14 protein-coding genes and 1 pseudogene are annotated in these 13,156 nt (G+C 61.9%); 7 read left to right on the top strand and 8 right to left on the bottom strand.

The annotated features are described in order from the left end of the window. Window positions 1–19: 19 nt before the first annotated feature. Together FJ936_RS30920 and FJ936_RS17560 are read right to left on the bottom strand one after the other, a co-directional pair. A pseudogene (locus tag FJ936_RS30920) lies at window positions 20–196 on the bottom strand (polysaccharide deacetylase family protein); the annotation flags it as partial. A gap of 68 nt (window positions 197–264) precedes the next feature. Further along, on the bottom strand, window positions 265–2,337 hold the full coding sequence (locus tag FJ936_RS17560) for an EAL domain-containing protein (RefSeq protein WP_015318328.1): 2,073 nt from the start codon (window positions 2,335–2,337) through the stop codon (window positions 265–267). 306 nt (window positions 2,338–2,643) lie between these two features. On the opposite strand from FJ936_RS17560, the gene FJ936_RS17565 reads away from it, so the two are divergent. Then, window positions 2,644–3,831: a glycine C-acetyltransferase gene (locus FJ936_RS17565; protein WP_140717673.1), complete on the top strand. Its 1,188-nt coding sequence runs from the start codon at window positions 2,644–2,646 to the stop codon at window positions 3,829–3,831. Between the two features lie 52 nt (window positions 3,832–3,883). Next, complete coding sequence (gene tdh / locus FJ936_RS17570) at window positions 3,884–4,918, top strand: L-threonine 3-dehydrogenase (protein ID WP_015318326.1); 1,035 nt, start codon at window positions 3,884–3,886, stop codon at window positions 4,916–4,918. A gap of 98 nt (window positions 4,919–5,016) precedes the next feature. On the opposite strand, the gene FJ936_RS17575 is transcribed toward tdh, so the two are convergent. Then, on the bottom strand, window positions 5,017–5,454 hold the full coding sequence (locus FJ936_RS17575; protein ID WP_181171481.1) for a MarR family transcriptional regulator: 438 nt from the start codon (window positions 5,452–5,454) through the stop codon (window positions 5,017–5,019). An 87-nt stretch (window positions 5,455–5,541) separates the two neighbouring features. On the opposite strand from FJ936_RS17575, the gene hmgA reads away from it, so the two are divergent. Genes hmgA through FJ936_RS17595 form a run of 4 tightly spaced genes read left to right on the top strand, consistent with a single transcriptional unit; the run spans window position 5,542 to window position 9,322 of the window. Continuing rightward, window positions 5,542–6,855: a homogentisate 1,2-dioxygenase gene (gene hmgA / locus FJ936_RS17580; protein ID WP_140661899.1), complete on the top strand. Its 1,314-nt coding sequence runs from the start codon at window positions 5,542–5,544 to the stop codon at window positions 6,853–6,855. 11 nt (window positions 6,856–6,866) lie between these two features. Next, window positions 6,867–7,754, top strand: a complete 888-nt coding sequence (locus FJ936_RS17585; RefSeq protein WP_181171483.1) for an MBL fold metallo-hydrolase — start codon at window positions 6,867–6,869, stop codon at window positions 7,752–7,754. Next, window positions 7,751–8,764 carry a fumarylacetoacetate hydrolase family protein gene (locus tag FJ936_RS17590; protein WP_140792979.1) on the top strand — a complete coding sequence of 338 codons (1,014 nt, stop codon included), beginning with the start codon at window positions 7,751–7,753 and terminating at the stop codon, window positions 8,762–8,764. Before FJ936_RS17585 ends, FJ936_RS17590 begins: the two co-directional genes overlap by 4 nt. Before the next feature lie 21 nt (window positions 8,765–8,785). After that, on the top strand, window positions 8,786–9,322 hold the full coding sequence (locus FJ936_RS17595) for a DinB family protein (protein ID WP_140662076.1): 537 nt from the start codon (window positions 8,786–8,788) through the stop codon (window positions 9,320–9,322). 4 nt (window positions 9,323–9,326) lie between these two features. Here FJ936_RS17595 and FJ936_RS17600 read toward each other — a convergent pair whose 3' ends face one another. The 3 genes from FJ936_RS17600 to hppD form a co-directional block, all read right to left on the bottom strand. Further along, window positions 9,327–9,704, bottom strand: a complete 378-nt coding sequence (locus FJ936_RS17600) for a type II toxin-antitoxin system VapC family toxin (RefSeq protein ID WP_140792977.1) — start codon at window positions 9,702–9,704, stop codon at window positions 9,327–9,329. Then, on the bottom strand, window positions 9,701–9,925 hold the full coding sequence (locus FJ936_RS17605) for a type II toxin-antitoxin system prevent-host-death family antitoxin (RefSeq protein ID WP_140661902.1): 225 nt from the start codon (window positions 9,923–9,925) through the stop codon (window positions 9,701–9,703). The genes FJ936_RS17600 and FJ936_RS17605 overlap by 4 nt, the downstream gene beginning before the upstream one ends. A 66-nt stretch (window positions 9,926–9,991) precedes the next feature. Continuing rightward, the gene (gene hppD, locus FJ936_RS17610) at window positions 9,992–11,104 is read right to left on the bottom strand and encodes a 4-hydroxyphenylpyruvate dioxygenase (protein ID WP_140792975.1); all 1,113 of its coding nucleotides are present in this window, start codon (window positions 11,102–11,104) and stop codon (window positions 9,992–9,994) included. A gap of 135 nt (window positions 11,105–11,239) precedes the next feature. Here hppD and FJ936_RS17615 point away from each other — a divergent pair, with 135 nt between their 5' ends. After that, a complete protein-coding gene (locus tag FJ936_RS17615; protein ID WP_041163864.1) occupies window positions 11,240–11,707 on the top strand; it encodes an Lrp/AsnC family transcriptional regulator in 468 nt (155 codons plus the stop codon). On the opposite strand, the gene FJ936_RS17620 is transcribed toward FJ936_RS17615, so the two are convergent. Continuing rightward, window positions 11,704–12,042: a TIGR01244 family sulfur transferase gene (locus FJ936_RS17620; protein WP_015318316.1), complete on the bottom strand. Its 339-nt coding sequence runs from the start codon at window positions 12,040–12,042 to the stop codon at window positions 11,704–11,706. The genes FJ936_RS17615 and FJ936_RS17620 overlap by 4 nt on opposite strands. Before the next feature lie 149 nt (window positions 12,043–12,191). Continuing rightward, window positions 12,192–13,133: a zinc ABC transporter substrate-binding protein AztC gene (gene aztC, locus FJ936_RS17625; RefSeq protein ID WP_140792973.1), complete on the bottom strand. Its 942-nt coding sequence runs from the start codon at window positions 13,131–13,133 to the stop codon at window positions 12,192–12,194. Window positions 13,134–13,156: the final 23 nt, after the last annotated feature.

Genomic DNA, 13,156 nt, shown 5'->3' on the forward strand with positions numbered 1-13,156 from the left:
TGGACGCACTGGCCTCGGCATGCATACCGACCATGAACAGCGTTGCCGGAACCTGCGCGGCCTCCAAGACGTCGAGGATGTTGCTTGTACCGTTCAGCGGACCGTCGTCGAAGGTGAGATAGATGGTGCGATCCGCGCCATGGGCAGGCAACGCCGACATCAACATGGCTGCCAGGGCAAGCCGAAAGAATGTCATGGGGCCGCTATCCCCTCGCGATCAGGACAGGCCGCCATTTCCGCGGCTGCTTGTCAAGGCTGGCCGGGTTACGCCAGGCTTCCCTGCAATACCGTCAGCCTGGCTTTCTTCGGCATGCGGGCGGTCAGCCATTCGAGCGCCTTGTCATGCGGCATCGGGAAGGCGATGGAATAGCCCTGTACCTGGTCGCAGCCGATCGCCATCAGCGAGTCGAGCTCGGCCTCGGTTTCGGCACCCTCGGCGACGATGGAGATGCCCAGCCCCCGGGCAAGTTCAGTGATGGCGCGCACGATCTTGGAGTTGTCGCCATTCTCGTGGATGTTTTGCACGAAGCGACGGTCGATCTTGAGCCTGTCGATCTCGTTGGGATTGACGTGGCTGAGCGAAGCATAGCCGGTGCCGAAATCATCGAGTTCCAGATGCACGCCGGCCGCTCTGATATGACGCAGCTTCGCCGCGATGCCAGTCTTCTCGTCGTCCAGAATGACGGATTCGACGATTTCCAGCGACAGTTTCTGCGGCGGCAGTCCGGCTTTCTCCAGCGTATCGAACAAAAACGCATCGAAATCATGCTCGCGCAACTCGGTACCCGAGACATTGACCGCAAGCCGGCCGAAGGCAATCCCGGCACGGTTCCACTCGGCGGCCTCGTTGATCGCCTTGCTGATCACGATGCGGCCGATCTCCGGCATGAAGCCGCATTTCTCGGCGACCGGGATGAATTCGCCCGGCGAGATCATGCCGCGCTCGGGATGATTCCAGCGCACGAGCGCTTCGATGCCGCTGATGGTGCCGTCGGTCAGCGAGACCTGCGGCTGGAAATAGACCTGGAACGCCTTTTCGGAAATGGCGACCTTGATGTCATGTTCGAGCTGCTTGCGGTAGTCGAGTTCGCGGCGCAGTTCCTCGGAAAAGAACGAGAAGTTGCCGCCACCCATTTTCTTGGCGGAGTAGAGCGCCAGATCGGCATGGACGAGCAGGTCCTGCGCGTTGTCGGCATCGATCGGATAGACCGCGATGCCGCCGCTGGCGCCCGGGAGAATGGTGGTGCCCTGGAACACGATCGGCTCGTTGATGTGCACCAGGATGCGCCGTGCCAGCATGTTGATGTCCTCGGTGCTGCCGGCCCCGTTGAGGATCATCACGAATTCGTCGCCGCCGAGCCGCGCGCACAGATCCGAGGCGCGGCAGGAATCGCGCATGCGCTGTGCCGTCACGACCAGGACATAGTCGCCGGCGGCGTGGCCCAGCGTATCGTTGATCTGCTTGAAGCGATCGAGGTCGAGCTGGACTACGGCCAGGCGCTCGCGCCGGCGATGCGCGCCCTTGATCAGCGTCTCGAAATGGTCGGTGAGGAAGGTGCGGTTGTGCAGGCCGGTCAGGCCGTCATGCACAGCGATGAAGGCCATCGAATTGCGCGCGTCTACCAACTCACGCGTCTTGCGCAGGATCGCGTTGGACATCGGCCTGAAGATGAACAGCGCCACCAGCAGGATGACGCCGAGTGTGGCGTAGAACAGCGTGCGGTGGAGGGAGAGCAGCTTTTCGGAGCGCTCGTCGGCATCGGCGCTGATGCGCTGGCCGAGCGCGGCATAGCCCGACAGCGTGGCATTGGCGACCGAGGCATCGAGATTGACGCGTTCGGCGCCGCCCTTGTAGCCGCCATTGTCGCCAAGATTGAGCTGCGATTCCAGTGCGGAGACCAGCCGGTCGCCATTGGCGATCAGGCCAACCGAGAAATAGTCCAGATGAAAGGGCTTGGCGAAAAGCACGCTCTGGATCGACTTCGCATCGAGCTTGGCCGGCGATTGCGGATCCGCGCCCGTCTGCTTGAGCAGCAGATCGTAGTTCGTCTCGAACTCCGCCGTGGCCTGCTTCAGCGCGCTGACCAGCGCCGGCTGCTTGTCGCGCGAGGCGGCGCCCGTTGCGTTGGCCAGGAAGACGATGCGCTGCGACAGCGTCTTCTGCGTACCGACGATGTCGAGCAAGGTGTTGTTGTGCTGCTGCGTGGCCATCGTCTGCTGCAGCAGGACGAAGGAGGCCGCGACCATGGCGGCAATGATCAGCAGCGCCAGCCAGTAGCCAGCCTTGATCAGCAGTATGAGCTTGCCTGAAACGGTTTGCACCGGCTGCTGAGACATGTTCGGGGGCGGTCCTCTCGCCAACGGATTTATGCGAGCACCATTGAACTGCAAACGTTAACAGGACTGGAAATCGACAACCGGTCGGCGCGGACGAGAGGCGGAAAGATCACGAAATGGTTATCGGGTTCTTTCGCGGCCGGCCCGCATTTGAGCATTCGTCGGCCCATGCATTTCCGGGTGGCCACCTGGGCAATGTCGGAACGTCCCAGCTGATGCTGCCCGGCCACCTGATCCGGTCGCTTTTGCGATGGATTTTTTGTGCGGGCGGGACGACAGTCTGCCGAAGTCAAACGGGGCCCGATCATGACCGCAGCATTTCTCTCCCATATCGACAGCGAGCTTGCCGGGTTGAGATCCGCCGGGCTCTACAAGTCCGAGCGGGTGATTTCCTCGATGCAGTCGGCTGAGATCGAGGTCGGCGGCGAGAAAGTGCTGAACTTCTGCGCCAACAACTATCTCGGCCTTGCCGACAGCGCGGAGCTGCGCGCGGCGGCCACGCAGGCGCTCGACCGCTACGGCTACGGCATGGCCTCGGTACGCTTCATCTGCGGGACGCAGGAAGAACACAAGCAGCTCGAGACGACGATCTCCTCTTTCCTCGGTTTGGAAGACACCATCCTCTACGGCTCCTGCTTCGACGCCAATGGCGGCCTGTTCGAGACGCTGCTTGGCGAGGAAGACGCAATCATCTCGGATGCGCTGAACCACGCCTCGATCATCGACGGCGTCCGGCTGTCGAAGGCCAAACGCTTCCGCTACGCCAACAACGACATGGCCGATCTCGAGGCGCGATTGAAGGAAGCCAAGGATTGCCGCTTCCGGCTGATCGCCACCGACGGTGTGTTTTCCATGGACGGCATCATCGCCAATCTCTCAGGCGTCTGCGATCTGGCCGAGAAATACGACGCCATGGTCATGGTGGATGACAGCCATGCGGTCGGCTTCGTCGGCGAAAATGGGCGCGGTTCGGCCGAGCATTGCGGTGTCGAGGGCAGGGTTGACATCATCACCGGCACGCTCGGCAAGGCGCTCGGCGGCGCTTCGGGCGGCTACACCTCGGGCAAGAAGCAGGTGGTCGACTGGCTGCGCCAGCGCTCGCGGCCTTATCTCTTCTCCAACACGCTGATGCCGGCGATCGCCGGCGCCTCGATCAAGGTGTTCGAGCTGATCCGCAATGGCGACGGATTGCGCGAGCGCCTATATGCCAATGCGGCGCGGTTCAGGTCCCAGATGGGCAAGCTTGGCTTCACGCTGGCCGGGGCCGACCATCCGATTATCCCGGTGATGCTGGGCGATGCCACATTGGCGCAGGAGATGGCGGCGCGCATGCTGAAGCGTGGTATCTACGTCATTGGATTCTCATTCCCTGTGGTGCCGAAGGGCCAGGCCCGCATCCGCACCCAGATGTCGGCGGCGCACTCCAGCGCCGACATCGACCGGGCCGTGGAAGCGTTCGGAGCGGTCGGCAGGGAATTGGGCGTGATTTCCTGAAGGGCCGGTAGCGAAAAGCGATTCCGGATCAAGAGATTCAAGGGACAAGAGAATGTCGAACATGATGAAGGCACTGGTGAAGGCCAAGGCCGAACCGGGCATCTGGATGGAAGAGGTTCCGGTGCCGGAGATCGGCCCGAACGATGTGCTGATCAAGATCAAGAAGACCGCAATCTGCGGCACCGACGTCCACATCTACAACTGGGACCAGTGGGCGCAAAAGACGGTTCCTGTGCCGATGGTTACCGGCCACGAATTCGTCGGCACGGTCGCCGACTTTGGTGCCGCGGTCACCGAATACAAGGTCGGCCAGCGGGTGTCGGGCGAGGGACACATCGTCTGCGGCCATTGCCGCAACTGCCGCGCGGGCAGGGGGCATCTGTGCCGTAACACGCTCGGCGTCGGCGTCAACCGTCCCGGCGCCTTCGGCGAGTACCTGGCCATTCCCCAGCACAATGTGGTGCCGATCCCCGACGACGTGCCGGACGAGATTGCCGCGATCTTCGATCCCCTGGGCAATGCGGTCCACACGGCGTTGTCCTTCGATCTGGTCGGCGAGGATGTGCTGGTCACCGGCGCCGGACCGATCGGCATCATGGGCGCGCTGGTGGCGCAGTGCGTCGGCGCACGCAAGGTTGTCATCACTGACATCAACCCGGTGCGCCTGGCGCTGGCCAAAAAACTCGGCGTCCAGCATGTCGTCGACGCTTCGCAGGAGAAGCTGCGCGACGTCATGCCGGCACTCGGCATGACGGAAGGTTTCGATGTCGGGTTGGAGATGTCGGGCGCCGCGCCCGCCTTCCGCGACATGATCGACACCATGAACAATGGCGGCAAGATCGCCATCCTCGGCATCGCCCCGACTGGTTTCGAGATCGACTGGAACAAGGTCATCTTCAAGATGCTGCACTTGAAGGGCATCTACGGCCGCGAGATGTTCGAGACCTGGTACAAGATGATCGCCCTGGTGCAGGGCCCGCTCGACGTCTCGGCGCTCATCACGCACCGCATCGGCATCGACGATTTCCAGGCCGGCTTCGATGCGATGCGCAGCGGCAGTTCCGGCAAGGTGGTGATGGACTGGTAACCGCGCGCATAGCGCCATCCGGTCTGCGCGAGGCGCCCCCTCTGTCCTGCCGGACAGAGGGGACGCTGTCCCGCCAGCCTATCCCCATTCTTTCAGCGCTACTTTTCTTCCAACGCCTTCTCCAGCGCCGCCACCCCACGCACAATCGCCGCACGTTCGTCCACGCCAAGTTTCGCCAGCAGTTCCCGCTCGAAACTCTGCGCCAGCGGCACCATCTCGCGATAGGCTGCAAGCCCGACTTTGGTAAGCGTCAAGTGCTCGACGCGGCGGTCGTTCTCGTCAGGTGTTCGTACCAGCCAGCGCCGCCGTTCTAACTCGGCCACGGCGCGCGAGACCTTGGTCTTGTGCATGGCCGACTGCTCGCCAAGTTCCGTCGCGGTCATCGTGCCGCGCTGTCCCAATCCCGACAACGTGCGCCATTCGGGCCGGGTCAGGCCATGGCGGTCCTTATAGACCTTCGAGAATTCGCGGCTGACCGCATCTGCAAGGCGGTAGAGCCGGTAGGGCAGAAAGCTTTCGAGTTCGAGAATGTCCATTGTCCGCATCCGGGAAAAACGGAAGATTGATAGTTACATTTTCAATGGTTACAAATGAAACCAATTTGGTCAATCCGGGAGGAAGCAATGGCCTTTTCCTATATGCCGGGTTTCGGCAACGACTTCGAAACCGAAACCTTGCCCGGCTCGCTGCCGCAGGGACGAAACTCGCCGCAGCGGCCGGCCTACGGCCTCTATGCCGAGCAGCTTTCAGGCTCGCCCTTCACCGCGCCGCGCGGCACCAATGAGCGCTCCTGGCTCTATCGCATCCGGCCGAGCGTCAAGCACACGGGCAGGTTCAAGGCGGCGAGTTATCCCCTGTGGAAGAGCGCCCCCAATGTCGGCGACCACGAGCTGGCGCTTGGCCAGTACCGCTGGAATCCGGTGCCGATGCCGAAAGAGCCGACCGACTTCATCAAGGGTATGCGCACCATCACCACCGCCGGCGACGTGCTTGGCCAGACCGGCATGGCTGCCCATGTCTATGTCGCCAACCGCTCGATGACCGACGATCATTTCTTCAATGCCGACGGCGAGCTGCTGATCGTGCCGCAGGTGGGCAGCTTGCGCTTCATCACCGAGATGGGCGTCATCGAGCTTCGGCCCGGTGAAATCGCCGTGCTGCCGCGCGGCCTCGTCTTCAAGGTCGAACTGGTCGACGCCGAAGTGCGCGGCTATGTCTGCGAGAATTACGGCGCCAAGCTGACGCTGCCTGACCGCGGCCCGATCGGCGCCAATTGCCTGGCCAACCCGCGCGACTTCAAGACGCCTTGCGCCTGGTTCGAGGAGAAGGAGACGCCGTGCCGGCTGATCGTGAAATGGTGCGGCAATTTTCACGTCACCGAGATCGGCCATTCGCCGCTTGACGTCGTTGCCTGGCATGGCAACTACGCGCCCTATAAATATGATCTGGCGACCTTTTCGCCGGTCGGTGCGCTGCTGTTCGATCACCCAGATCCGTCGATCTTCACCGTGCTGACGGCGCCGAGCGGCGAGGAAGGCACCGCCAACATCGATTTCGTCATCTTCCCGCCGCGCTGGCTGGTGGCGGAAGATACGTTCCGGCCGCCCTGGTACCATCGCAACATCATGAGCGAGTTCATGGGCCTGATCCATGGCCAGTACGACGCCAAGGAGGAAGGTTTTGTCCCCGGCGGCATCAGCCTGCACAATCTGATGCTGGCCCATGGCCCGGATGCGCCTGGCTTCGAAAAAGCCTCGCGCGCGGACCTGAAACCGGTCAAGCTCGACAACACCATGGCCTTCATGTTCGAGACCCGCTTTCCGCAGATGCTGACCCGCTACGGCGCCGAACTCGAAACCCGGCAGGACAACTACATCGATTGCTGGGCCGACCTGAAGAAGCGGTTCAATGGCACGCCCGAGGGCGACTGGTCTTGAGCGGCAAGCCAATGCCAGACCGGTTGGTGCTGCTCGGGTCGAGAGGCGGTCCGGCACTGCGGCCGGGCGGGCCTTGGCCGAGTTCGTCGCTGCTCGAGATCGGTGGGCGAGCCATCGTCGTCGATTGCGGGCTCGGCGTGACGCGCGGTCTGGTCGATGCCGGTGTCAGCCTGAAGGCGCTCGACCTGATCTTCATCACGCATCTGCATTCCGACCATGTGCTGGAACTCGGGCCGCTGATCCACACCGCCTGGACGGCCGGATTGGCTACGCCGGTCACCGTGTTCGGCCCGCCTGGGCTTGGCCACTACTGGCGGCGCTTTTGTCAGGCGATGGAATTCGACATCGAGATCCGCATCGCCGACGAGGGCCGCCCCGATATTCGCGAGTTGGTTTCTGTCGACGAATTCGGCCAAGGGCATGTGGTCGAGCAGCGCGGACTGAAGGTGACGGCGCTGCGCGTCGACCATCCGCCGGTGACCGATTGCTTCGCCTTGCGCTTCGAGCATGGGGGAAACAGCGTGGTGTTCTCGGCCGATACTGCTTTCTTTCCGCCGCTGGCCGATTTTGCCGATGGCGCTGCTATCCTCGTCCATGAAGCCATGCTGGAAGAAGGCATCGAGCGGCTGGTTGCCAGAACCGGCAATGGCGCGCGGCTCAGGGAACATCTGCTCGCCAGTCACAGCTTTGCCGAGGAGGCAGGCCGTATCGCCAGCGATGCCGGCGTCACAAGATTGGTGCTCAATCACCTCATTCCAGCCGACGATACCGAGATCGGCGAGGTCGACTGGATAGCCGCTGTCAGGAAAACATGGGCTGGCGACTTGACGATCGCTCGCGACGGCCTTGTTGTGGAGTTAAGCGGCGCCAAGGCCGCATCAGGAGAGGGAACCGCATGAAGCTTGCCACGCTGAAGGACGGAACACGCGACGGAAAACTCGTCGTCGTTTCGCGCGACCTGACGCAATACACGGACGCCTCGTTCCTGGCGCGCACGCTGCAGGCCGCACTCGACGACTGGCGCAGGATCTCGCCGCATCTCGCGACCATAGCGGAATCGCTGGAGAACAATGCGATGCCGGCGGCCCGTTTTCACGAGCATGACGCGCATTCGCCGCTGCCGCGCGCCTATCAATGGGCCGACGGCTCGGCCTATGTGAACCATGTCGAACTGGTGCGGAAGGCGCGCGGCGTCGAGATGCCGGCAAGCTTCTGGACCGACCCGCTGATCTACCAGGGTGGCTCGGATTCCTTCGTTGCCCCGCGCGATCCGATCCGTCTAGCGGACGAGGCCTTCGGCATCGACATGGAAGCCGAGATAGCCGTCATCGTCGACGATGTGCCGATGGGCACCAGCCACGATGAGGCGCGCGCCGCGATCCGCCTGATCACGCTGGTCAACGATGTCACGCTGCGCGCGCTGACCGGGCCGGAACTGGCCAAGGGATTCGGCTTCTTCCAGTCGAAACCGTCCTCCGCCTTCTCTCCGGTCGCGGTGACGCCGGATGAGCTGGGCGATGCCTGGGACGGCGGCAAGGTCAATCTGCCGCTGCTTGCCGACATCAACGGCAAGCCGTTCGGCCGCGCCGATGCCGGTGTCGACATGACCTTCGATTTTCCGGCCCTGATTGCTCACGCCGCTCGCACAAGGCCGCTGGTGTCAGGCACCATCATCGGCTCGGGTACGGTGTCCAACAAACTCGACGGCGGCCCGGGCAAGCCGGTCTCTGCGGGCGGAGCCGGTTATTCCTGCATCGCCGAACTGCGCATGATCGAGACCATTGTGTCAGGCGAGCCCAAGACACCTTTCCTGCGCTTCGGCGACACCGTGCGCATCGAGATGAAGGACAGATCAGGGCATTCGATCTTCGGCGCCATCGAGCAGAAGGTCGAGAAATACCAGCGGTAGGCACAATGAGAGGTTTGAGTGATGGACCTGCTGGATCATCTGCGTCGCATGGCGAAGAACAATCTCTGGTCGAACGACCGGCTCTATCGCGCCGTGCTTGCGCTGAAGCCCGGTGAATTCGAGGCCGAGCGCACCAACTTTTTCCCGTCGATCAAGGCAACGCTCAACCATGTCCTCGCGGTCGATCATCTCTATCTCGATTTTCTCGAAGACGGCGGCCTCGGTGCGGCTGCCTACGATGACTTCGTGCCTTTCGATGCCGCGCCGGAGCTTTACCTGGCTCAGCTTGCGGCCGACCGGCGGCTGATCGCCTTCTGCGATGGCCTGTCGAAGGCCGATCTCGATCGCAGCGTCGTCACCGACCGGCGCGAGGACGGCATGATCCCGGAAAAGACCGGCGATATCCTGGCGCACGTCTTCCTGCACGACATCCACCATCGGGGCCAGGTGCATGCCATGCTCGCGGGTACCTCCGTAGCGCCGCCGCAGCTCGACGAGTTCCTGCTCGATTATGACGTTAAGTTGAGAACAGCGGAGGTCGAACGGCTGGGATTATGAAACGTCATGCCAGCGCGACGTCATAGAGAGCAAATTGCTTGTCCGCTGTCAGGATGGTGAGATTCTCGACCTGCGCTTGGGCGATCAGCAGCCGGTCGAACGGATCGCCATGGTGGCGGGGAAGGCGGCCGACAACATGCGCATGCTGAAACGTGATGGTCAGCGGCTGGAATTGCATTCTCGGGAGTAACGCCGGCAGGTCGTCCGGAATGTCGAGTTTGCCGATCGATCGCTTGATCGCGATTTCCCAAACGCTTGCCGCGCTGGCGTAAACAGTCGCGTCCGATGCAAGGACAGCCCGGTGCTCCTCGCCGAGTCGAGGGTCGTCCTTAATAGACCAAAGGATAATTTGCGTATCGGCAAGAAAGGAGCCGGCAGTCATTTGACGTATTCGTCCCATTCGGGACCGAGTTCGTCAAAATCGTCCGCTATCCAAATCTTGCCCTTTAAGGCGCCAATACGGGGCAGGAGATTTTCGCCGAGCGGTGGCACCAGCCGAGCCGCGATCTTGCCGTGACGTGTAAGCACGATCTCTTCGCCAGCTTCCGCACGGCTGATCAGTTCCGACAGTTTTGCCTTGGCTTCTGCAATGGAAACATTCATGGGCTCGACCTCTTATGACCAAAATTTAGGTCATAATTAGTCGAGCCGCAAGCGGAGCCGGAGAAATTACTCTGCCGCCTGAACCTTGATCACACCGCGCTTGATCTGGTCCTGCTCGATCGATTCGAACAGCGCGCGGAAATTGCCTTCGCCAAAGCCTTCGTCGCCCTTGCGCTGGATGAACTCGAAGAAGATCGGCCCGATCACGGTCTTCGAAAAGATCTGCAAAAGAATCTTGGTCATGCCGCCGTCGACCACACCTTCGCCGTCGATCAGGATGCCATGCTTCTTCATCCGCTCGATCGGCTCGTCATGGCCGTTCACGCGGTCATACGACATGTCATAGTAGGTCTCGGGCGGGCCGGGCATGAATTTCAGCCCGTTCTCCGCGAGCTTGTCGGTGGCGGCGTAGATCTCGTCGGTTCCCACCGCGATGTGCTGGATGCCTTCGCCATTGTACTTCTTCAGATATTCGGCGATCTGGCTGGTTTCATCCTTGGACTCATTGAGCGGAATGCGGATCTTGCCGCAGGGCGAGGTGATCGCCCGGCTGACCAGGCCGGTGATCTTGCCGTCGATGTCGAAGAAATGGATCTGCTTGAAACCGAACAAATTGCGGTAGAAATCCCACCATTTGTCCATCTGGCCGCGATAGACGTTGTGGGTCAGGTGGTCGAGGAAATAGAAGCCGACGCCTTGCGGCTTGGGGTCGCGTTCGCCGAGCCACTCGAATTCGGCGTCGTAGGCCGAGCCCTTCTTGCCATAGCTGTCGATGAAATAGAGCAGCGAGCCGCCGATGCCGACGATAGCAGGCACGTCGAGCGCCTTGTCGTCGCCTTCGTAAGGCGTGGCGCCCTTCGAGACGGCATGCTCGAAAGCGTGCTTGGCATCGACCATCCGCCAGGCCATCGAGGCAGCACAGGGGCCGTGCTTGTCGGCGAATTTCATCGCATGCGAGCCGGGCTCGGCATTGACGACATAGTTGATGTCGCCCTGGCGCCAGACGGTGATGTCCTTGGTGCGATGCCTGGCTACCGCGACATAACCCATGCGGGCGAACAGCTCGGCCAGCTTCTGCGGCTCCGGATGCGCGAATTCGACGAACTCGAAACCGTCGGTGCCGGCGGGGTTGTCTTTGCTGATCGTGGCGGGCGGGGCGTCGTGCGGGAAAGGACCCATGATATCCTCCGGAAGCTGCTCGGCCTGAAAAGCCGTTCGAAACCATAATAGCGCGGAGCCCACGCACGGTGCTTGCATTCAAACGCTTGAAATGGTGATGTCATGCGCGAACCGTGCATGATGAAGGCAAAAGTCATGGATGACGCGCGCATTGACCAGTTCGACCGCAAGATAATGGCGCTTTTGCAAGGCGACGCGCGGCTCACCAACAACGATCTCTCCGAGCGGGTGAACCTCTCTGCCTCGCAATGCTCGCGCCGCCGCCAACGGTTGGAGGAGGACGGCTACATCAAGGGCTATCGAGCGGTGCTCGACCGCGACAAGCTCGGTTTCTCGCTGGTCAACGTCATCTCGGTGACACTGGCCACCCACAATCGCGACAATGCGCGCCGCTTCGGCGAATTGGTGGCACGGCTGCCCGAGGTGCAGGAGGCTCACGCACTGACCGGCGAGATGGATTACATCCTGAAGGTCGTAACGCCAGACCTCAAATCACTGTCGGAATTCGTCAACGGCGTGCTCCTGCCGCACGAATCCGTGCAGCATGTGAAGACGGCGATCGTGCTGGAGACGCTGAAGGAGACCGGCGCGCTGCCGATTTAACCCTTCGACTGCTGGATCAGCCCGTACAGATTGGTACAGCGGGCGCCGGAGCGGCAATAGGCGAACACCGGGCCGTCGAGCTCGTCGAGTGCCTCGGCCTGGTCGTCGACATTCTCTCGCGTGATCTGGCCGCTGATCACCGGAATGTAGCGAAAGGCGAGGCCAGCGGCCTCGACCGCGGCCTTGAGCGTGTCCGCCGAAGGCTGTCCCGGCTGCTCATCATCAGGCCGGTTGCAGATCACGCTCTTGAAGCCAGCTTCCTTGATGGCGGCAACGTCCTCGGGCTGGATCTGGCCCGAGACCGAATAGTCTTCGCTGATCTGGCGGTATTCCATGGCTCGTATCCTCGCGATCTCTTTGACGGCAGTCTTGCCACTCCGGGAGGGGGGCGGCAATCCGCATCGAAGGAATTCTCTGCCAAATAGGCATCGCGCGCCAGAAAATCCAACCGGGCCGATACGGCCCGGCTGGCCGCAGATCAAACTCAGCTGCCGAGAATGGCGCCTTTGATCTGGCGGATGTTGTTGTGCATCATGTCGATATAGGTCGAGCCGGGGCCGTCGGGCTGCGACAGCGCGTCCGAGTAAAGCGTGCCGCCGACCTTGATGCCGGTCTCGCTGGCAATCTGCTCGATCAGGCGAGTGTTGGTGATGTTCTCGACGAAGATGGCCGCGGCCTTGTCCTGCTTGACCTGCTCGACCAACTTGGCGACATCGGCGGCCGACGGCTCGGAATCGGTCGAGATACCTTGCGGGGCGAGGAAAGTCAGGCCGTATTCGTGCTCGAAATAGCCGAAGGCGTCATGCGAGGTGATGACGACGCGCTTTGCCTCGGGGATCGACTGGATCGCCGCCTTCACTTCGCCTTCCAGCGCGTCGAGCTTCTTGGTGTAGGCGGCGGCATTGGTCTGGTAGCTGACGCAGCCGTCGCTGTCGGCCGCACAGAAAGCTTCGGCGATATTCTTCACATAGATCCTGGCATTGGCGATCGACTGGAAGGCGTGCGGGTCGGTGACCGTCTTGCCGCCGCCGGTGCCGGCGCCTTCGGCCGCGTCGGCGTCGGCAAATTCAGGCTTGAAGTCGATCGGCGTCACACCCTTGGTCAGCGTGACGATCGAGGCCTTGGTGGCGCTGGCATCGACCAGCCGCTGCAGGAAACCTTCGAAATGCAGGCCGTTGACCAGCACGATGTCGGCCTTGGCCATGGCGACCGCGTCGGCAGGGCTTGGCTCATAGACATGAGCGTCGCCGTCCGGCCCGACGATCGTGGTGATCGCGACGCGGTCGCCGCCGACGTTTTTGGCCAAGTCGGCAATGACCGTAAAGCTGGCGACCACTTTCAGCGGCGCCGCCAAGGCCGATGATGCGCCAAAGGCGGTTAATGTTATAACGCTCAATGTCAGGGCGGCGTGGATCGTTTTCAGCATAAGCGGGGTTCCTTCTAGGGGTG

It is taken from the genome of Mesorhizobium sp. B2-4-13 (genome assembly GCF_006658535.1).
Classification (GTDB): domain Bacteria; phylum Pseudomonadota; class Alphaproteobacteria; order Rhizobiales; family Rhizobiaceae; genus Mesorhizobium; species Mesorhizobium australicum.